Annotated in this window: 20 protein-coding genes; 10 read left to right on the top strand and 10 right to left on the bottom strand. The window is 55.2% G+C overall.

Features of this window, described 5'->3' with window-relative positions:
- Position 1: 1 nt before the first annotated feature.
- Together rfaF and rfaD are read right to left on the bottom strand one after the other, a co-directional pair.
- A complete protein-coding gene (rfaF, locus tag ACNT1W_RS01585) occupies positions 2 to 1,048 on the bottom strand; it encodes an ADP-heptose--LPS heptosyltransferase RfaF (protein ID WP_012147499.1) in 1,047 nt (348 codons plus the stop codon).
- Positions 1,049 to 1,071: 23 nt separating this feature from the next.
- On the bottom strand, positions 1,072 to 2,001 hold the full coding sequence (gene rfaD, locus ACNT1W_RS01580; RefSeq protein WP_419246320.1) for an ADP-glyceromanno-heptose 6-epimerase: 930 nt from the start codon (positions 1,999 to 2,001) through the stop codon (positions 1,072 to 1,074).
- A gap of 240 nt (positions 2,002 to 2,241) precedes the next feature.
- Here rfaD and kbl point away from each other — a divergent pair, with 240 nt between their 5' ends.
- The gene (gene kbl, locus ACNT1W_RS01575) at positions 2,242 to 3,438 is read left to right on the top strand and encodes a glycine C-acetyltransferase (protein ID WP_012147497.1); all 1,197 of its coding nucleotides are present in this window, start codon (positions 2,242 to 2,244) and stop codon (positions 3,436 to 3,438) included.
- A gap of 9 nt (positions 3,439 to 3,447) precedes the next feature.
- On the top strand, positions 3,448 to 4,473 hold the full coding sequence (gene tdh, locus ACNT1W_RS01570) for an L-threonine 3-dehydrogenase (RefSeq protein WP_112363650.1): 1,026 nt from the start codon (positions 3,448 to 3,450) through the stop codon (positions 4,471 to 4,473).
- Between the two features lie 103 nt (positions 4,474 to 4,576).
- Here the strand turns inward: tdh and adiA are convergent, their stop codons facing one another.
- Complete coding sequence (adiA, locus tag ACNT1W_RS01565; RefSeq protein WP_012147495.1) at positions 4,577 to 6,862, bottom strand: arginine decarboxylase; 2,286 nt, start codon at positions 6,860 to 6,862, stop codon at positions 4,577 to 4,579.
- A 132-nt stretch (positions 6,863 to 6,994) separates the two neighbouring features.
- Here adiA and ACNT1W_RS01560 point away from each other — a divergent pair, with 132 nt between their 5' ends.
- Positions 6,995 to 7,273 carry a hypothetical protein gene (locus ACNT1W_RS01560; protein WP_419246319.1) on the top strand — a complete coding sequence of 93 codons (279 nt, stop codon included), beginning with the start codon at positions 6,995 to 6,997 and terminating at the stop codon, positions 7,271 to 7,273.
- Here ACNT1W_RS01560 and ACNT1W_RS01555 read toward each other — a convergent pair.
- The 3 genes from ACNT1W_RS01555 to gpmM are packed head-to-tail and all read right to left on the bottom strand — an operon-like array spanning position 7,221 to position 11,068.
- Positions 7,221 to 8,177: a divergent polysaccharide deacetylase family protein gene (locus ACNT1W_RS01555; protein ID WP_419246318.1), complete on the bottom strand. Its 957-nt coding sequence runs from the start codon at positions 8,175 to 8,177 to the stop codon at positions 7,221 to 7,223. The two genes, ACNT1W_RS01560 and ACNT1W_RS01555, sit on opposite strands and share 53 nt — an antisense overlap.
- Before the next feature lie 2 nt (positions 8,178 to 8,179).
- Positions 8,180 to 9,514, bottom strand: coding sequence for a murein hydrolase activator EnvC (gene envC, locus ACNT1W_RS01550; RefSeq protein ID WP_026142594.1), 1,335 nt, complete (start codon positions 9,512 to 9,514; stop codon positions 8,180 to 8,182).
- Between the two features lie 9 nt (positions 9,515 to 9,523).
- Positions 9,524 to 11,068 (bottom strand): 2,3-bisphosphoglycerate-independent phosphoglycerate mutase, encoded by a 1,545-nt coding sequence (gpmM, locus tag ACNT1W_RS01545; RefSeq protein ID WP_129939594.1) that lies wholly within the window; start codon positions 11,066 to 11,068, stop codon positions 9,524 to 9,526.
- A 299-nt stretch (positions 11,069 to 11,367) separates the two neighbouring features.
- Here gpmM and ACNT1W_RS01540 point away from each other — a divergent pair, with 299 nt between their 5' ends.
- The 5 genes from ACNT1W_RS01540 to cysE all read left to right on the top strand — a co-directional run bounded on the left by ACNT1W_RS01540 (position 11,368) and on the right by cysE (position 14,556).
- Positions 11,368 to 11,802, top strand: coding sequence for a rhodanese-like domain-containing protein (locus ACNT1W_RS01540; protein WP_012147491.1), 435 nt, complete (start codon positions 11,368 to 11,370; stop codon positions 11,800 to 11,802).
- A 28-nt stretch (positions 11,803 to 11,830) separates the two neighbouring features.
- The gene (gene grxC / locus ACNT1W_RS01535) at positions 11,831 to 12,079 is read left to right on the top strand and encodes a glutaredoxin 3 (RefSeq protein WP_012147490.1); all 249 of its coding nucleotides are present in this window, start codon (positions 11,831 to 11,833) and stop codon (positions 12,077 to 12,079) included.
- 59 nt (positions 12,080 to 12,138) lie between these two features.
- Positions 12,139 to 12,609: a protein-export chaperone SecB gene (gene secB / locus ACNT1W_RS01530; RefSeq protein WP_017894429.1), complete on the top strand. Its 471-nt coding sequence runs from the start codon at positions 12,139 to 12,141 to the stop codon at positions 12,607 to 12,609.
- Complete coding sequence (gene gpsA, locus ACNT1W_RS01525) at positions 12,609 to 13,628, top strand: NAD(P)H-dependent glycerol-3-phosphate dehydrogenase (RefSeq protein ID WP_012147488.1); 1,020 nt, start codon at positions 12,609 to 12,611, stop codon at positions 13,626 to 13,628. Before secB ends, gpsA begins: the two co-directional genes overlap by 1 nt.
- Positions 13,629 to 13,734: 106 nt before the next feature.
- Positions 13,735 to 14,556: a serine O-acetyltransferase gene (gene cysE, locus ACNT1W_RS01520; RefSeq protein ID WP_419246317.1), complete on the top strand. Its 822-nt coding sequence runs from the start codon at positions 13,735 to 13,737 to the stop codon at positions 14,554 to 14,556.
- Between the two features lie 63 nt (positions 14,557 to 14,619).
- On the opposite strand, the gene ACNT1W_RS01515 is transcribed toward cysE, so the two are convergent.
- The 4 genes from ACNT1W_RS01515 to cpxR form a co-directional block, all read right to left on the bottom strand.
- On the bottom strand, positions 14,620 to 15,291 hold the full coding sequence (locus ACNT1W_RS01515; RefSeq protein WP_012147486.1) for a DUF3313 domain-containing protein: 672 nt from the start codon (positions 15,289 to 15,291) through the stop codon (positions 14,620 to 14,622).
- A 151-nt stretch (positions 15,292 to 15,442) separates the two neighbouring features.
- Entirely contained in the window at positions 15,443 to 15,916 is a 474-nt protein-coding gene (gene trmL, locus ACNT1W_RS01510; RefSeq protein WP_012147485.1) for a tRNA (uridine(34)/cytosine(34)/5-carboxymethylaminomethyluridine(34)-2'-O)-methyltransferase TrmL, read from the bottom strand.
- Between the two features lie 63 nt (positions 15,917 to 15,979).
- On the bottom strand, positions 15,980 to 17,353 hold the full coding sequence (cpxA, locus tag ACNT1W_RS01505; RefSeq protein ID WP_012147484.1) for an envelope stress sensor histidine kinase CpxA: 1,374 nt from the start codon (positions 17,351 to 17,353) through the stop codon (positions 15,980 to 15,982).
- On the bottom strand, positions 17,350 to 18,048 hold the full coding sequence (gene cpxR, locus ACNT1W_RS01500; protein ID WP_004953234.1) for an envelope stress response regulator transcription factor CpxR: 699 nt from the start codon (positions 18,046 to 18,048) through the stop codon (positions 17,350 to 17,352). The genes cpxA and cpxR overlap by 4 nt, the downstream gene beginning before the upstream one ends.
- Before the next feature lie 149 nt (positions 18,049 to 18,197).
- Here cpxR and cpxP point away from each other — a divergent pair, with 149 nt between their 5' ends.
- Both cpxP and fieF read left to right on the top strand, forming a co-directional pair.
- The gene (gene cpxP, locus ACNT1W_RS01495) at positions 18,198 to 18,692 is read left to right on the top strand and encodes a cell-envelope stress modulator CpxP (RefSeq protein WP_017894426.1); all 495 of its coding nucleotides are present in this window, start codon (positions 18,198 to 18,200) and stop codon (positions 18,690 to 18,692) included.
- 116 nt (positions 18,693 to 18,808) lie between these two features.
- The gene (gene fieF / locus ACNT1W_RS01490) at positions 18,809 to 19,711 is read left to right on the top strand and encodes a CDF family cation-efflux transporter FieF (RefSeq protein ID WP_012147482.1); all 903 of its coding nucleotides are present in this window, start codon (positions 18,809 to 18,811) and stop codon (positions 19,709 to 19,711) included.
- Positions 19,712 to 19,814: the final 103 nt, after the last annotated feature.

Below are 19,814 nucleotides of genomic sequence, written 5' to 3'. Positions count from 1 at the left end.
TTTATTCCTCGCTGGCGGCAAGTAACGGCGTCAGCGCGTCCAACACCTGCTGTGGCTGAATATCAATCAGGCTCTGATGGTAACCCTGATCGGCATCGCCTTTGCGTATCTTATGGTAACCGCTAATTAATCGGATCACTTTGGCCTTGTCGGACAGCGGCGGCGTGAAGTCCGGGCTGCTTGGGCCGTACAAGGCAATCAGTGGCTTATTCAACGCGGCTGCTACGTGCATCAAACCGGAGTCGTTACTGACCACGGCCGAACAGGAAGCCAGCAGGATCACCGCTTGCTCAAGCTGGGTTTCCCCGGCCAGATTCATGCAAAAGCCACGGGAGTCATCATCCAGCGCGGCCCGTATCTGCTCACCCGCTTCATTATCCTTGGCGGAGCCAAACAGGGCGATTTGATAACCCCGGTCGATCAGCTTCTGCGCCAGAGCGGCATAGTGATAGTGCGGCCAGCGTTTGGCCGGACCAAATTCGGCACCGGGGCAAAAGCCGATAATCGGCCGATGATCGGTCAGGTTGAAGGCGGCGGTAGTTTCGGCAATCTCTTCGTCGCTGACCTGCAGTTGCGGCCACAGTAGCGGCTGCGGCAGATCTTCGGCGCGCTGAATGCGTTGTTTATCGTAGGCCAGTGCCACGTAACGCTGCACCATCAGCGGGAAGGCGGCTTTGTCCAGCAAGCGAATATCATTCAGCACGCCATAGCGCATTTCCCCGCGCCAGCCGGTGCGTTGCGGCACCTTGGCAAAGAAGGGCACCAGCGCAGATTTGAACGAGTTCGGCAGCACATAGGCGCGATCGTAGCCGTTGGCTCGCAGGGCATGCCCCAGTCGTCGACGTTCACCGAGTGCCAGCGCACCGTGGCCCAGTGGCATCGACAGGGCCTGATTGACCTCTGGCATGCGCGCCAGTAATGGACGACACCAGGCCGGTGCCATCACATCAATTTCTGCCGTCGGGTGCTCGGCCTTCAGGGTGCGGTAGAGACTTTGCGACATCATCATATCGCCAACCCAAGAAGGGCCGATAACCAGTATTTTCATACCCTACGTCAAATCCCTTCAGCTTAAGCGGTGCGGTTTAACCAGGTCATGTACTCTTTCACGCCTTCGGCGACCGTTTTGAACGGTGCATCATAGCCGGCAGCGCGCAGTTTGGTCAGGTCGGCCTGAGTGAATGCCTGGTAGCGACCCTTCAGTTTTTCCGGGAACGGAATGTTTTCTACCGCACCTTTCTGGTGGAAGTCGACCACGGCATCGGCGACCGCCTGGAAGGTTTCCGCACGGCCGGTGCCGCAGTTGAAGATGCCGGATACGCCGCTTTTCAAGAACCACAGGTTCACTGCCGCCACGTCGCCGACGTAGATGAAGTCACGCTTGAAGTCCTGGCTGCCGTCGAACAGTTTTGGGTTCTCGCCACGGTTGATCTGGCCGTTCAGGTGGAACGCCACGCTGGCCATGCTGCCTTTGTGGCCTTCGCGCGGGCCGTAGACGTTGAAGTAACGGAAGCCGCAGATCTGTGATTCTGCCTCAGGCAGAATTTCACGGACATATTGGTCGAACAGGAATTTTGAGTAGCCGTAGACGTTCAGCGGTGCTTCAAATTGGCGCTCTTCGATAAATTCTTCGCGGCCGCCGTAGGTGGCAGCAGACGAGGCATACAGGAACGGGATCTCACGATCCAGGCAGTAGTGCAGCAGGTCTTTGGAGTACTGATAGTTATTGTCCATCATGTACTTGCCGTCCCACTCGGTGGTGGAAGAGCAGGCGCCCTCATGGAAGATGGCGTCGATTTCGCCCAGATCGTCACCGGCAATGATGTTGGCGATGAAATCTTCTTTATCGATATAGTCGGCGATATCGAGATCAACCAGGTTGGCGAATTTGGTGCCGTCTTTCAGGTTATCTACCACCAGGATATCGCGATACCCTGTGTCATTCAGCGCCTTAATGATATTGCTGCCGATCATGCCGGCGCCACCAGTGACGATAATCATTGGGTTACCCCTGTTATTCTGCCCGGTGGGACAGGCTGTCCCACACACAATGTCGCTTATAATAGCATTTCATGTCGTCGCAAACATCGGACGGGCTCCGAATATCCCGCGTTGTCGAGTGCTGCAGCACTTTGCCGTGATATCTGCTGCAATTTTCATATTCTCTCCCGCAGATTCTCGTCAGTTTGGTTACAAATCAGTAAAATATGTTGAAAACAGACCAATCCTGGAGATAACCGAATGTCCGCGTCTTTTTATCAGCAGTTGGAACAACAACTTGAGACCACCCGCAGCGAAGGTTTGTTCAAAGAAGAACGCATTATTACCAGCGCTCAGCAGGCGGATATTGCCGTTGCTGACGGCCGCCATGTGATCAACTTCTGCGCCAACAACTATCTTGGCCTGGCCAACCACCCGGCAATGATTGCGGCAGCCAAGGCCGGTATGGACAGCCATGGTTTCGGCATGGCGTCGGTACGCTTTATCTGCGGCACCCAGGACAGCCATAAACAGCTGGAGCAAAAGCTGGCCGATTTTCTCGGCATGGAAGACGCCATTTTGTACTCCTCCTGCTTTGATGCCAACGGCGGGCTGTTCGAAACCCTGTTGGGCCCGGAAGACGCGATTATCTCCGATGCGTTGAACCATGCGTCGATCATTGACGGCGTTCGCCTGTGCAAGGCGAAGCGCTACCGTTACGCCAACAACGACATGACCGAACTGGCCGCGCAGCTTGAGCAGGCGAAAGCCGACGGCGCACGCCACATTATGATCGCCACCGACGGCGTGTTCTCAATGGACGGTGTGATCGCCAACCTGAAAGGGGTGTGTGACCTGGCAGACCAATATCAGGCGCTGGTGATGGTCGATGACTCCCACGCGGTCGGTTTTGTCGGGGCCAACGGGCGCGGCACCCACGAATATTGTGAAGTCATGGGTCGCGTCGACATTATTACCGGCACCCTGGGCAAGGCATTGGGCGGCGCTTCCGGCGGTTATACCGCAGCGAAGAAAGAAGTGGTGGAGTGGCTGCGTCAGCGTTCGCGCCCCTATCTGTTCTCCAACTCGTTGGCACCGGCGATTGTCGCCGCTTCGATTAAAGTCCTGGAACTGCTGGAGCAGGGTGACGCGTTGCGCGACCGCCTGTGGGCCAATGCCAGCCTGTTCCGTGAAAAAATGACCGCGGCGGGCTTTACGCTGGCCGGGGCCGATCACGCCATCATCCCGGTGATGTTGGGTGAAGCAAAACTGGCGCAGGAATTTGCCAATGCGTTGCTCAAGGAAGGCATTTATGTAACGGGTTTCTTCTATCCGGTGGTGCCGAAAGGCCAGGCGCGCATCCGTACCCAGATGTCCGCCGATCATACCCCGGAGCAAATTGAACGTGCGATTGCGGCGTTCATTCGTATCGGTAAAGATCTTGGCGTTATTGCATAAGGTAAAACCATGAAAGCATTGTCAAAACTGAAAGCGGAAGAAGGGATTTGGATGACCGATGTGCCTCAGCCGGAGCTGGGCCATAACGACATCATGATTAAAATCCGTAAAACTGCGATCTGCGGTACCGATGTTCATATTTATAACTGGGATGAATGGTCACAGAAAACCATCCCGGTCCCTATGGTGGTTGGCCACGAATATGTGGGTGAAGTGGTCGCCATCGGCCAGGAAGTCAAAGGCTTCACCGTCGGTGACCGCGTTTCCGGCGAAGGTCATATCACCTGCGGCCATTGCCGTAACTGCCGTGGTGGCCGTACGCACCTGTGTCGCAACACCACCGGCGTGGGCGTGAACCGTCCAGGCTCATTTGCTGAATATCTGGTGATCCCGGCGTTTAACGCCTTCAAAATCCCGGACAATATTTCCGATGAGCTGGCGTCTATCTTCGACCCGTTCGGCAATGCGGTTCACACCGCGCTGTCGTTTGATCTGGTTGGCGAAGACGTGCTGGTTTCTGGCGCCGGGCCGATCGGCATCATGGCGGCGGCGGTGTGCAAGCACGTTGGTGCCCGCCATGTGGTGATCACCGACGTTAACGAATACCGCCTGGATCTGGCGCGCAAAATGGGCGTGACCCGTGCGGTGAACGTCAGCAAAGAAAACCTGAATGACGTGATGGCCGAACTGGGCATGACCGAAGGGTTTGACGTTGGGCTGGAAATGTCCGGTGCGCCACCGGCGTTCCGTACCTTGCTCAATGCGATGAACCACGGCGGGCGTATTGCCATGCTGGGTATTCCACCGTCGGATATGTCGATCGACTGGAATCAGGTGATCTTCAAAGGGCTGTTTATCAAAGGGATTTACGGCCGCGAAATGTTTGAGACCTGGTACAAGATGGCAGCGCTGATCCAGTCTGGCCTGGATCTGACACCTATCATCACCCACCGCTTCACAATCGACCAGTTCCAGCAGGGCTTTGACGCCATGCGCTCCGGTCAGTCGGGCAAAGTGATACTGAGCTGGGATTAGTTTTTAAATCCGGGTTCGATGTGGGTAAAAAGGGCCGGAATTTCCGGCCCTGAATGCGTGCTCAAGTATTAATTGCACGGGCCATGCATGGTACTTCCGTCAGTTAGGATTTAATACACAGCACCTGGTACTCGCCCTTATCGGTAATGGTAATGCCTGCGGTTTCGTGTTCAAACCCTGCGAAGGTGTCATCCCATTTTTGCAATGCGAGCAGGTAGGCAATTTGCGCACTTTCCTTGTCGCCCACGCGTTCACCGAACTTCTCACCGGACATCAGCATAGGAATGCCGGGTGGGTAAGGAAGAACCGCATTGGCTGCTATCCTGCCATGCAGGTCCTTAAGGCTGACCGGTTCAACGTCGTAGCGAACCAGTTTTTGGTACGCGGCACGCGGTGTTAATACCGGTGTTGGCAGAGCGTCATAGGCCTGGTTAAGCAACTTGCCGAGGTCATCTTGTTTCAGGAAGGCAAACATCTTATCGCCGAGATCTTTCAGGCCCAGTGCGCCATACTCCGCGCTGTATTTTGCGGCGAGATCCGGCAGCACTTCGGACAGCGGGGTGTTGGCGTCATAATGACGTTTAAAGGACAGCAGCGCTTCCAGTAGGGTACCCCATTTCCCTTTGGTCACCCCCATAGAGAACAGGAACATCAGTTGGAAGTCGGTGGTGCGGGTTGGCACAATGCCGTTGCGGGCTAACCAGGCATTAACCAATGCTGCCGGTACCCCGGTATCTTCCAGCGTACCGTCCACTTTAATGCCTGGAGCCAGGATGCTGACTTTGACCGGGTCGATCATTGCCCAATCCGCGTCGAGATTTTTGAAACCATGCCACTTATCTTCAGGCTTCATCACCCAGTAGCTTTGATCGGTAGCCAGAGCCTCTGCGGGGATATCTTGGAATGGGACGTCTTTTTCCTCCCCGGGTTTGCGACCTTTTTCGATATTCCAGGGTTTAAAGAACCACTCTTCCTTCGCCTTGAATTCAGTATGCAGACGGGCTAATGCCTGACGGAAGTCCACTGCTTCATTGATGGCCTCTTGGGTCAGCGATTGGCCTGATTCGCCATCCATCATATTTGCAGCAATGTCGTTAGACGCGGCAATGATATAAGACGGTGAGGTGGTGGTGTGCATCATATAGGCTTGGTTAAAGCGTGGGAAATCTAAGGGTTTCTTACCGTTACGGATATGGATATATGAGGCGGGTGACAGCGCATTGAGCATTTTATGGCTGGACTGGGTAGCGACGACCGTTGATAAATCCGAGGTATGATCTTTTGGGTCGCCGCGCATAGCAAAGTAGTTGTTATACATCGGGTTAAAGCGTGCATAGCCGTACCAGGCTTCATCGAAGTGAACTACTGGGATAAAAGTCCCCTTACCCTCGATAACGTTTACTACCTCTGCCGCGTTATAGCAAATACCGTCATAAGTGCAGTTGGTTAACACAAAGTAATCTATTGATGTGATGCCAAGTGGATTTTCATCCATTTTAGTCTTTATGGTATCAGGGAGCATCTCTGATTTTGGCACCGGGCCGATAATCCCATAAGGGTTGCGGCTGGGGATCATGTAGGTCGGTGTAGCACCGGTGAGGATCAGCCCCTGCTCGATCGATTTATGGCAGTTGCGGTCAACCACCGCCCCACGATCTTCGGTTAAGCAGGCCTGCATCACGCTGCGATTGGAGCCAGAGGTACCCACCACGCCGGAATAGGATTTTTCAGCGCCAAACACGCGGGCAATATTTGTTTCGCTGTCTTTGAAAGAGCCGGTGTGATCCAGCAATGAGCCCAGCGCGGTTCGCTCGATGCCTGAATCGGTACGAAACAGGTTCTCGCCATAGAAATCGTGAAATACGCGGCCGGCCGGCGTTTTGGTAAAGCCGACCCCGCCCTGGTGCCCTGGCACCGCCCAGGAATATTCATGGGTCTGGTTGTATTTCATTATGGCCGACATCAGCGGCGGCAGTAGCAGCTGCCGATAGCGTCTAATGGCGGCCATAATGCGCCCGGCGATAAAATCAGCCGAGTCTTCCAGGATCCAGGCGAACTCACTGATTTGTTCCATCATGTCGAGGCTGAGTTCTTTGGTGACGGTGCCGCGGTCGCTCAGCAGAAACACTGGTGCATTTTCTTGGCGCTCATGCAGTTTATCCAATAATTTCTGTGCGGGATCGGCTGCTTTCTTATCGGGCATGCTGCGGGCCAGCAGCAGACAATCAATGGGTTCGTTAGCGTCAATAATGGACTCACCGTCCTGCAAAGAAGTGGCGCGCATGACTTCAACATCACGGCCATTCAACTGCTCAATCAGGCGTCCAATGGCGGCGGTGGGGTAACCGCCCGGTGTTGTAAACTCGCTTTCTACCAGTAATGCTTTCATATCAATAAACTCCATTTATGTATTGATCGTTGTTTAACCTATGCCTGTTTTGCCGACGTATTATTGATATAGATTAATAAAAATTAACATTTGCGGTGGTTATTAATGTTTTTTTCGATCATATGAAATGGAATGATTGGTATGGTTTTTAATTTAAATTATTTGATTTATATTGTTTTTATTGCTTTGTTTTCTATATTTCTGCTATTTAAAAATGATATTTTCATCATCATAATTAAAGAATTATTAATGAGTTTGTCGGGTGTGATGATCGGGGTTACGGGCAGGCGCGAGGGGATTTCAGAAAAAGAAAAGCGACAAGCAGAGCCTCTGCTTGTCGCCTGTTTTAGCGGGAAACTTATGACTTGGTTTGTTCCGGCCCTGTCCAGCGTTGCCACTGGCGTTGAATAAATGTCACGGCGGGTGACTGCGCCACGCTTTCGCCGATCACGCTCATCACCTTGCCGGCGTTGACTTTTTCTTTCGGCAACTTGACCTTGCACTGCTTGATACCGCCGGTGAACGGGTTCTTCGGCTGCGGTTTCGGCGGTTTGGCCACTGGTGGGACGTAACTGCCACCGCTGCCGCCCTGCGGTTCATTCAGCAGGGAGCTCGGTTTTACCAGTACGATATCGGCCGGCAGCGTCGGCAGCATTTGCTGCAACACTCTTACCGTCGCCGGGCGCGGGTGGCCAATGGCGATGGCGGAGCCGTTGCGTCGTGCCAGCTCGACCGCGCGGTTGAACTGACGGCGGATGTCGGCTTCGTTGGCGGTATCGTCCAGGAATACCTTCCGCTTGATCACCTTCACGTGTGTGCCGGCGGCAGCGCGGGTGGCCTGGCTATTGCCAATGGTCATGCTGTCGAGGAAATAGAGCTGGTAGCTGTCGAGCGCCTGCATCACTTTCTGCATGCCCGGCAGGCTGGAGGTCATGGCGCTGCCCATATGGTTATTCATACCCACCGCATAGGGCACATTATTGACCGCATTGCGGATAATGCGCTGGATCTCTTCGCTACTCATGGAGGGCTGTAACGTATCGCGTTCCAGCGGTTGCTTGCTGAGCGGTGCCATCGGCATATGGATCAGCACTTCGCGGCCCTGACTATGGGCGCGGGTGGCCATTAAATGGGCATGAGGGGCGTTGGGCAGTACGGCGACGGAGATAGCCGTCGGCATCTGCAGCACGGCACCTTCCTCATGCGGGCGATAACCCACGTCATCGATTACGATGGATAACTTCCCTGCCTGTGCGGCACAAACCTGCAGCAGACAGCCAATCAATACGACAGTACGGGTTTTGATATAGCGCAAATCTATCTTCCCAACCACGGCAGTGGGTTAACGGCCTGACCCTGGCGACGAATTTCGAAATAGAGCGACGGCGTTCCCTGGCCCCCGCTGGTACCCACTAAGGCGATTGGTTGACCGGCACGCACCTGCGCCCCGACATTGACCAACGCGCTTTGGTTGTAGCCATACAGACTCATGTCACCCTTACCGTGCTCGATGACGACCACCAGGCCATAGCCCTGTAACCAGTCGGCCAGCAATACGCGGCCATCGGCAATGGCTTTCACTTCGCTGCCTTCTCTGGCCTCGATGACCATGCCTTTCCAGCGTAGCTCGCCCTGCAGCTGTTCGCCGAAACCGTGCAGTGTGCGGCCGCGCACCGGCCATATGGCCTGTCCGTTTGGTCGACCGAGGCCGCCGGTACGGGCCATCAGTGAACGGTCGGCTTCGCTTGGTTTATAGCTGGTGCCGGTTTTCTTCGCCTGCTGTTCTTTGACGCGAACCTGTTCGCGCACCTTGGCGGCTTCACGCGCTTCGCGTTCCGCACGGGCGCGGGCTTCTCGTTCGGCCCGGGCAATTTTGTCGCGCATGCGGGTTTCGTTCTGACGCAGTTCCACCAGACGTTGCTGATCTTTTTCCAGCGAGGCTTCCAATGCGGTTAGCGTTTTCTTACGTGCTCCGCGTGCCTGCTCCAGCTTCTGTTGCTGCGTCTGTTGCTCGCCCAGCAGCGATTTCTGTTGGCCTTGCTTGGCGACCAGCGTGGTTTTTTGCTTGGCCAGTTCGGCGCGGGTTTGTTTCAGCTCTTCAATCGTTTGCTGGCGTGCTTCGTTCAGATAACCGAAGTAAGCCAAAATACGTTCGCTGCGTTGGCTCTCTTCACCGCTAAGCACCAACTGGACGGCGCTGTGCTGGCCCTGCCTAAAGGCGGCATCGAGTTGCTTGGCAAGGATTTCCTGCTGGGTTGACTGCTGTTTTTGCAGCTTGGCGATTGAGGCGTTCAGGCCGGAGATATCTTTCCCCAGCTGGCTCAAAGTGCCCTGGGTATCACGCAGCAGGCGGCTGGCCTGCGCGATGGTTTTTTCTTGCTGCTTAAGCTGATCTTGCAGTGAGCTGCGCTGTTGCTGCTGCTGTTTAACCGCCTTTTCTTTCTCGGCGATGCTCTGCTGGATGTCTTTGAGTTGGGATTTGTTGTCTTCCGCCGCCTGGCTGGCTAACGGCAACAACAAGACGCCAGCGTAAAATACGCTGGCGCACATGGTGGTCAACTTCCTTGGCGCGGTGCGTTCAGGCAGCGGTTGGCTGCCTGCGTTTGCGCTTCGGGTTACCCTTGATAGTGCAAAAAACGCCTTTTCCCTCATGGAGAAGGATTATTCCACGATGAACAGCGGCTTACCAGTCATCTCTTGCGGGATTTCCATTCCCATCAGCGCCAGCATGGTTGGCGCGATGTCCGAAAGCTTGCCACCATTGACTGCGCTGGCAGGCTTGCCGATGTAAATCAGCGGTACCGGCAGGCTGGTGTGAGCGGTATGCGCCTGGCCGGTAGCCGGATCGCGCATTTGTTCGGCGTTGCCGTGATCGGCGGTGATCAGCAACTGCCCGTCGACGGCCTTAACTGCCTCAACCACCTGAGCAATGCAGTTATCCAGAGTTTCTACTGCCTTCACTGCCGCGTCGTAGACCCCGGTATGGCCCACCATGTCCCCATTCGGATAGTTGCAGATAATGGCGTCGTATTTACCACTGGCAATGGCGGCCAGCAGTTTGTCGGTCAGCTCGGCGGCGCTCATTTCCGGCTGCAGATCGTAGGTAGCGACCTTCGGTGAGTTGATCAGCACGCGATCTTCACCGGTGAAGGGTTCTTCAATACCGCCGTTAAAGAAGAAGGTGACGTGAGCGTATTTTTCGGTTTCCGAGATGCGTAGCTGGGTCTTGTCGTGTTTCATCAGCCACTCACCGAAGGTATTGCTCAGCGATGCAGGCGGATAGGCGCAAGGGGCTTTGATGTCGGCGGCATACTCGGTCAACATCACGAAATCACCAAAATTGATGATTTTGGCGCGAGGGAAACCGTCGAAATCGGCATTAACGAAAGAGCGGACGATCTGGCGTGCGCGATCGGCACGGAAGTTCATGAAGATCAGTGCGTCGCCATCATGTAATTCGGCCTTGGCTTCACCGGCGGCTTGCAGCACGGTCGGCTTGACGAATTCGTCGTTTTCACCGCGCTCGTAAGCGGCCTGCAGAGCACCCACGGCGTTATCGGTGACGTAATCGCCCTTGGCCTGGGTCAGCAGATCGTAGGCCAGTTGAACGCGGTCCCAACGGTTGTCGCGGTCCATGGCGTAATAACGGCCAATCAGCGACGCGATGCGCCCGGTGCCCAGTTTGGCAAAGGCATCGCTAAAGCGTTGCAGAGAGGCTTCTGCGCTGCGTGGCGGGGTATCGCGACCGTCCAGGAAGGCGTGCAGGTAAACGGCTTTGGCGCCGCGCTGCGAAGCCAGTTCAATCATCGCCAGAATATGGTCTTCGTGGCTGTGGACGCCGCCCGGTGACAGCAGGCCCATGATATGTACCGCTTTGCCGGCTTGTACGGCCTTATCGACCGCCGCCGTCAGCGTCGGGTTGGCGAAGAAATCGCCTTCTTTGATTTCTTTATCCAGTCGGGTCAGGTCCTGATAAACGATGCGCCCGGCACCCAGGTTGACGTGGCCGACTTCCGAGTTACCCATCTGACCGTCAGGCAGGCCGACATCCAGCCCGGACGCGGCGATCAACTGGTGTGGCTGCTGTTGCCACAGACGGTCCATTACCGGCGTTTTGGCGTTCAGAATGGCGTTGTCCTGTTGCTCCTCGCGGTGGCCGTAACCGTCCAGGATCACCAGTACCATCGGCTTTTTGTTACTCGACATTGCGTTAACCTCGTTATGAACTTTTAAGTTGTGAATAGTCATCAACCCCTGGCCGGGCGGATGACTATTCACTCTCAAAACCGCCCGATTTTACAACGCGACCGCTTAAAAAGAGCCCAGAGAGATCAAAGTTGCGGTGAACAAGGGCGGCTTTTATGCTGTGGCATCGTGAATTTCTCAGCGTAGCCCGCAGTTTCTGCAATAGCGCTTGCTTATTGGCTGTATTTGCTGCACTCGGCAGGTATACTCTGGAACCTTGAGTTATTTTTTCCCTTAACTAACGGGAGTTGTTACACCCCATGCTGCAAGAAATTATGCAATTCGTTAGCAAGCATCCCATACTGAGCCTGGCCTGGATCGCCCTGCTGGTTGCGGTGATCGTCATGACGTTCAAGAGCAGTTTCTCCAAGGTGAAAGAGATCACCCGTGGTGAAGCCACCCGCCTGATTAATAAAGAAGATGCCGTTGTGGTTGATACCCGCAGCCGTGATGATTTCCGCCGTGGCCACCTGGCCAACGCCATCAACCTGACCGCCAGCGAAATCAAAAGCGGCAGTCTGGGCGAGCTGGAAAAACACAAGGCTCAGCCGATCATCGTGGTTTGTGCCAACGGCACCACCTCCCGCGAGCCGGCAGAGAACCTGAGCAAGGCCGGTTTTGAAAACGTAGTTACGCTGAAAGACGGTATTGCCGGCTGGAGCGGGGAAAACCTGCCGTTAGTGCGCGGTAAGTAATTCTTTAACGTATTTGAGGTGGTAATCCATGGCTAACATTGATATCTACACCAAAGCGACCTGTCCGTTCTGTCATCGCGCCAAAGCGTTGCTGAACAGCAAGGGAGCCGCGTTTAACGAAATCGCCATTGATGGTGATAATGAAAAACGCGAAGCGATGATTGCGCGCAGTGGGCGCACCACCGTGCCTCAGATTTTCATCGACGGCCAACATATTGGCGGCTGTGATGATTTATATGAACTCGATGCTCGTGGTGGTCTGGATCCGCTGCTTTAAGCGGATGACTGCCGGTTACTGAGTATCAATAAGGACGTTTAACCAAGGGTATTACACACATGTCAGAACAAAACAGCACAGAGATGGCTTTCCAGATCCAGCGTATTTACACCAAGGATATCTCCTTCGAAGCGCCAAAGGCTCCGCAGGTTTTCCAGCAGGAATGGCAGCCAGAAGTTAAACTGGATCTAGATACCGCTTCCAGCCAGTTGGCTGATGAAGTGTATGAAGTTGTACTGCGCGTAACCGTGACGGCCTCTCTGGGCGAAGAAACTGCGTTCCTGTGTGAAGTGCAGCAGGCGGGTATCTTCTCCGTAGCGGGCATCGACGGTACTCAGTTGGCGCATTGCCTGGGTGCATACTGCCCGAACATTCTGTTCCCGTATGCGCGTGAGTGCATCACCAGCCTGGTTTCTCGCGGTACATTCCCGCAGCTGAACCTGGCACCGGTTAACTTTGACGCGCTGTTCATGAACTATCTGCAGCAGCAGTCAGAAGGCGAAGGTGCCACACCACATCAGGATGCCTGATGAACACCGTCAATGCTTCAATGACTGTAATCGGTGCCGGCTCGTACGGCACCGCATTAGCTATTACGCTGGCGCGTAACGGCCACTCCGTGGTGCTGTGGGGCCATAACCCCGAGCAAATTCAAAAGATGCAGCGCGATCGCTGCAATCAGGCATTTCTTCCCGATGTCGCTTTCCCCGATACGCTGTTGCTCGAAGCCGATCTGGCGCGCGCGCTGGCTGCCAGCCGCGATGTGCTGGTAGTGGTGCCAAGCCACGTGTTCGGTGACGTGCTGCGCCAGTTGAAACCGCATCTGCGTCCGGATGCCCGCATTGTGTGGGCCACCAAAGGGCTGGAAGCGGAAACCGGCAGGCTGTTGCAGGACGTGGCACGCGAAGCGCTGGGCGAGGCTATTCCGCTGGCGGTGGTCTCAGGGCCGACGTTTGCCAAAGAGCTGGCCGCTGGGCTGCCGACCGCGATTGCGCTGGCTTCTACCGACGCGCAGTTCGCCGAAGATCTGCAGCAGTTGCTGCACTGTGGCAAAAGTTTCCGCGTGTACAGCAACCCCGATTTTATCGGCGTTCAACTGGGCGGGGCGGTGAAGAACGTGATTGCCATCGGTGCCGGGATGTCAGACGGTATCGGGTTTGGCGCCAATGCGCGTACGGCACTGATTACCCGTGGCCTGACGGAAATGACCCGCCTTGGCTCTGCGTTGGGGGCTGACCCATCGACCTTTATGGGCATGGCCGGGTTGGGCGATCTGGTGTTAACCTGCACCGATAATCAATCGCGCAACCGCCGTTTCGGTATTATGCTGGGACAGGGTAAAGGCGTGCAGGAAGCGCAGGACAGCATCGGTCAGGTGGTCGAAGGCTATCGCAATACCAAAGAGGTATTGGCACTGGCGCAACGCTACGGCGTGGAAATGCCGATTACCGAACAGATTTATCAGGTGTTGTATTGCCATAAAAATGCCCGGGAAGCTGCGCTGAGCCTGCTGGGGCGTACCAGAAAAGACGAAAAGCACAGCGCATAACCTATAAAACTGATATGCGGGGCGGCATGCTGACCCGGCAATTGAATTGGGCTGCCTGACTGCGATGCGGTGAGGCAGCCTGTTTTGCAAGGCGGAGAGGAACCTGATGTCGTCAGAAGAGTTAGAGCAGGTCTGGAATAGCATCAAATCAGAGGCGAGAGAGCTGGCTGAGTGTGAACCGATGCTGGCTAGCTTTTATCATGCGACGTTGCTCAAGCACGACAACCTGGGTGGTGCGCTCAGCTATATTCTGGCAAACAAGTTGGCCAACCCGATTATGCCCGCTATTGCGGTGCGTGAAGTGGTGGAAGACGCTTACCTGGCCGATCAGCAAATGATCGTTTCGGCGGCTCGCGACATCCTGGCGGTGCGCTTGCGTGACCCGGCAGTAGACAAGTACTCGACGCCGCTGTTGTACCTGAAAGGCTTCCACGCGCTGCAGGCATACCGTATCGGCCACTGGCTGTGGTTGCAGGGGCGACAGGCGCTGGCGATTTATCTGCAAAACCAGATTTCGGTCGCTTTTGGCGTGGATATCCATCCGGCTGCGACCATTGGCTGCGGCATCATGCTCGACCACGCTACCGGCATTGTGATCGGTGAAACCGCGGTGGTAGAAAATAATGTCTCTATTCTGCAATCGGTCACCCTTGGTGGTACCGGAAAGACCAGCGGCGATCGCCACCCGAAGATCCGCGAAGGCGTAATGATTGGCGCCGGGGCTAAAATTCTCGGCAATATCGAAGTGGGTAAAGGCGCGAAAATCGGTGCCGGTTCGGTGGTGCTGCAATCGGTGCCCCCGCATACTACGGCTGCCGGTGTGCCGGCGCGCATTGTCGGTCGACCGGAAAGCGATACGCCATCGATGGATATGGATCAGTACTTCAACGGTACCGACCACGGTTTTGAGTACGGCGACGGCATTTAAGCCGGTGGGTTCAAGAATAAATTCAGGGGAGCTTCGGCTCCCCTGATGCTTTCTGACGCGGGATTAACCCTGTTTCGGGAAGTTGGTGATGTCGGTGACGACGTCGTCGATCGCCGCTTTCACATCCTCTGCAGTGACCGGCGTGCTGTCGTTGCTAACGGTTTTGCCGTAGGTTTTACGCACGACTTCCAGCACTGTTTTACCGGTGTCCTGATCGATCAACTCACCTTCAATATAAAGCGTGGTGTTTTGAGTTCTGTGGCCACTGGCAGCCATGGTGCCGGCAACCACCGCGGCAACTGGAACGACCTCATAGAATTTCATGTCTTCATCTTCAGCGGAGACGGCGGTAATGGCGAGTTTGGCCACCAGAACGCGCGAACCGGCCGGACTTTTCAGGATGGTAAAGCGATCCTGAAGCGCAGCTTTTATCCGCTGGGTGGAATAGGCCTTGATTTTATTCAGCGTGTCCTGGCTCACACGTGTGGTCGGTTTTTCCGCTGGGAAATAGACGACCGGCTGGAAATACAGGCCGCGGTAGTTGGATTCTTTGTAGCTTGGGTCGATCCAACGCAGCGTTTTATGGCCGCTTGGCGACGTCGTTTCTTGCAATTTGCTGTAGTCAGACAGGAACCCCGAGTACTGCTTTGTAGTGGTCACTTTGGACGAACAACCCGCCAGCAACAAACTCACTGCCAATGCCGCCATGGCAACGCTCAAGCGTTGTTTTTTCATACGATTTCCTATGATGAGTGCCGATAACCCTTACAAAAGATAGCTCATTATCTTCTGCCATAGCGAATGTTTTGGCGCTGTGCGTGCCATGTTACGGGGCGGCCTATCAGGATCGTGATGTGCAGCTTGTTTTTACCTGCAAAGCGCGTAGTCAGGATTTGATCAGCGCACCCGCATAGTCCAGTTGCCGCCAGGCTTCATACACCACCACGGCCACGGCGTTGGACAGGTTCATGCTACGGCTTTGTGCCTGCATCGGAATGCGGATTTTCTGTTGTGCCGGCAAGGCTTCGAGGATTTCAGCAGGCAGCCCGCGGGTTTCCGGCCCAAACAGCAAATAGTCGCCGGCCTGATAGCTGACCGCGCTGTGCGCGGGGGTGCCTTTGGTGGTCAGGGCAAACAGCCGCTGCGGATTTTCGCTGGCGATAAAAGCGGCGTAGTCGGCGTGACGTCGGATGCTGGCGAATTCATGATAGTCCAGCCCGGCGCGGCGCAGGCGTTTGTCGTCCCACGGGAAGCCCATTGGTTCTATCAGGTGCAGTTGAAAACCGGTATTGGCACACAGGCGGATGATATTGCCGGTATTGGGTGGAATTTCGGGTTCGAATAAAACAATGTTCAACATGTAAAAAGCCCCTCATGACGAGGGGCGCAGAATAGCAAAATCTTACCGGCCTGTCTTAGGCGATCAGCGCTGATGCAACGGTAACCACAGGACTAACCGCAGGCCACCGAGCGGACTGTCTTCCGCTTTTACCCAGCCGCGATGCTGGTTGACCGCCGCCTCTACGATCGCCAGGCCCAAGCCGGTGCCGCCGGAGGCGCGATCGCGTGCTTCGTCGGTGCGATAAAACGGTCGGAAAATTTGCTCGCGATCTTCCGTACTGACGCCTGGGCCATCATCGTCGACCACAATGGTAATGCCCTGGTTGTCCGCGCTAAACGCCACGGCGATCCTGGTGTTCGAATAGCGCAGTGCGTTACGCACAATGTTTTCCAGTGCGCTGTCCAACGCGCCGGCGTTGCCGAACAGCGTCCATGGACCGGGAGGGGCGGTGACTTCCAAATGCTTGCCCATTTGCTCGGCTTCAAAGCCGGCGTCATCGAGTACATTGGCCCAGAGTTCATTGGCCAGCAGCCGCTCACGGACCAACTCGCTTTTCTGCTGTCCTCGTGACAGCACCAACAGATCGTTGATCATCGAGTCCAGACGCTGCGCCTCGGTTTCGATGCGCTCCAGCTCACGCCCTTCGCCGTGGCGACGACGCATTAACGCGGTAGCCAGCTGCAGACGGGTTAGCGGGGTGCGCAGCTCATGCGAGATGTCGGAGATCAGCCGTTGCTGAGCGGTCATCATGCGTTCCAGCGAACTGACCATTTGGTTGAAACTGGCGCCGGTCGCCAGAAACTCTTGCGGCCCGGCTTCCAGCTCCGGATGCTGTTTCAGATTGCCACGGGCAACGTCATCGGCCGCGTTTTTCAGCTTGCGTGCCGGTTTCGCCAGGCTCCAGGCCAGCCATAGCAGCAATGGGGCGCTGATCAACATGGTGACGATCAGCAGCAGCAGCGGCCGGTCGAACATCAGGTTGATGAAGTCGGATTGTGGGCTGTTGGCCGGACGAATTAAGTACAACTGGTAGTTGTCTTCACCATCGCGTACGGAGAAGGGGCCGACCAGTTCGACGCGGCCGTATTTTTTCTTCTTCGGGTGGTCGGAATTATCAGATTGGCCGATAAAATTACGCACCAACTGCATTTCGTTGCGTTGCATGTTGCCAATCACCCGGCCTTCGCTGGTGACCAGGATCAGGCGCTGCCCTGGCGGGGCCCATTTTTCAATGGCGCGGAATAAACGCCGCCACCACATCAGGTCGTTGGCCGGATCGTTTTGCAACTCGGCCTCGACATGTTGTTCCAGCATCAGCCCCTGCCGCTGCTCGCTGTCGAGCAGCGAGGTCATTTGGCGGGAGTCGAGCTTGGGCACCATCAACACCAGCATCAGCACCAGGGCCAATGTGAACCAAAAAATGGCGAAGATACGTGCCGTCAAACTGTTGATCATGTTGCAGATACCATTAAGTAACCCCGTCCACGCAAGGTTTTGAACCACGGGTGGCCGTCTTTGCGGTTCGGCAGCTTACGTCGTAAGTTAGAGATGTGCATATCGATGGCGCGATCAAACGGCGTCAGACGTTTGCCCAGCACTTCCTGGCTCAGCAGTTCACGAGAGACTACCTGGCCGAGATGCTGTGCCAACAGGTACAACAGGGTAAATTCGGTACCGGTAAGATCCAGCGTTTGGCCGTCGAAACTGGCTTCCTGGCGGCCCGGGTTGAGTTGCAAACCGTCAACGTCCAGCGTGGGTGCGCCGGTATCGACATTTTGCTGCTGCTCGCTCCAGTTGGAGCGGCGCAGAATCGCGCGAATACGTGCAACCAGTTCGCGATCGTTAAAAGGTTTTGGCAAGTAGTCATCGGCACCCAGTTCCAGACCCAGTACCCGGTCCAATTCGCTGCCGCGAGCGGTCAGCATAATGACCGGCGTCTGGTGGTGCTGACGCAGCTCTTTTAACGTATCGATACCGTTTTTCTTCGGCATCATGATATCGAGCAACAGCAGATCAATGGAGCTGTCCAGAAGCGACAACGCCTGTTCACCATCGTAGGCCACGACGATAGTAAAACCTTCCATTTCAAGAAGTTCTTTTAACAGCGAGGTCAGCTCGCGGTCGTCGTCAACTAACAGAATTTTGTTCATTGTATTTTTTCCTCCTGACGCAAAATACGTCATCAACTGTTGGCATTCCATGACTTTACGTAGTTTTACATGCACTGACGCATGTTTGCAGGTGCAGCAGTACACTGCTCCTCGTTGATTCGCAAAGTGAGAAAGCACGAGGAGTTAAAATGCGTAAGGTGACCGCATTAGTTATGGCATCAATGCTGGCAATAGGTTCTACCGCTGCGTTTGCTGCTGACACTAAATCGGAAACTGTACCGACTCCCGGCAACGACGCGATGACCCGAGCACCAGGTCAGCACCACATGTTTGACGGTGTCAGCCTGTCTGAACAGCAGCGTCAGCAAATGCGCGATTTAATGCGCCAGGCGCGCCACGATCTGCCTGGTGTCAATGTAGCTGAAATGGAAGCCATGCATAAGCTGGTGACCGCAGACAAATTTGATGAAGCCGCCGTGTATGCCCAGGCGGAACAGATGGCTCAGCAACAGGTTAAGCGCCAGGTCGAAATGGCCAGAGTGCGCAATCAAATGTATAACCTGCTGACGCCACAGCAAAAAAGTGTTTTAGACCAGAAACATCAGCAGCGAATGCAGCAGATGGAGCAACAAATTTCTGGTTTGCAGCAAACTTCTGCCCAGAAGTTAAGTATGACTGAGTAGTCCCTGTTTTTCCTTGCCATAGACACCATCCCTGTCTTCCCCCGCCATGATGGCGGGGTTTTTTTTGTCCATCATTCCGCTATATTGGCCCTCTCAACGTTTAACCTGGATGGGTTATGGAACCGCAATATGCGCGTTTGGTGAAATCTGCCGCGTTAGCTGCCACTGCGTTGGCCTCGATACTGCTACTGATCAAAATTGTCGCCTGGTACCACACCGGTTCGGTGAGCCTGCTGGCCGCTTTGGTAGATTCCCTGGTGGATATCGCCGCGTCGCTGACCAACTTGCTGGTGGTGCGTTATTCGCTGCAGCCGGCCGACGAGGAACACACCTTCGGGCATGGTAAGGCCGAGTCGTTGGCTGCGCTGGCGCAGAGCATGTTTATTTCCGGCTCGGCACTGTTTCTGTTCCTGACCGGCTTCCAGCATCTGTACTCTCCGGAAACGCTGCGCGATCCCGGTGTTGGTATTGCCGTGACGGTGGTGGCGTTGTTCAGCACCTTGCTGCTGGTCACCTATCAGCGTTGGGTAGTAAGGAAAACCCGTAGTCAGGCCGTACGAGCAGATATGCTGCATTATCAGTCAGATGTCATGATGAATGGTGCTATTCTTATAGCGCTTGCGCTAAGCTGGTACGGTTTTCAACGGGCGGATGCGCTGTTTGCATTGGCCATTGGCGTCTACATTCTTTATAGCGCGCTGCGGATGGGCCATGAGGCGGTGCAATCGCTGCTGGACAGGGCATTGCCGGACGATGAGCGTCAGGCAATTATTGATGTGATTTCTTCCTGGCCAGGGGTGAAAGGTGCGCATGACCTGCGGACCCGCCAGTCCGGTCCGACGCGTTTTATCCAGTTGCATCTGGAAATGGACGATGCGCTGCCGCTGATGCAGGCGCATCTTCTGGCCGAGCAGGTGGAACAGGCACTGTTGCATCGTTTCCCCGGAGCGGATGTCCTCATTCACCAGGATCCCTGTTCCGTGGTGCCAGAGGGCCGACAGGGGCGTTGGGAGCTATAATCAATACAGAGCCTGTAAGATCGGTGCAACGGGTGAATGGCGGAGTTAGCTCAGCGTGCCATGATGGTTTTTTACCGCAATATTGCGTGACTTGAATCAATTC

The organism is Serratia sp. NFX21, assembly GCF_048517035.1.
Taxonomy (GTDB): Bacteria; Pseudomonadota; Gammaproteobacteria; order Enterobacterales; family Enterobacteriaceae; genus Serratia; species Serratia quinivorans.
The sequence above is the reverse complement of the archived record's forward strand: the minus strand, read 5'-3'. Positions and strand labels throughout refer to the sequence as shown.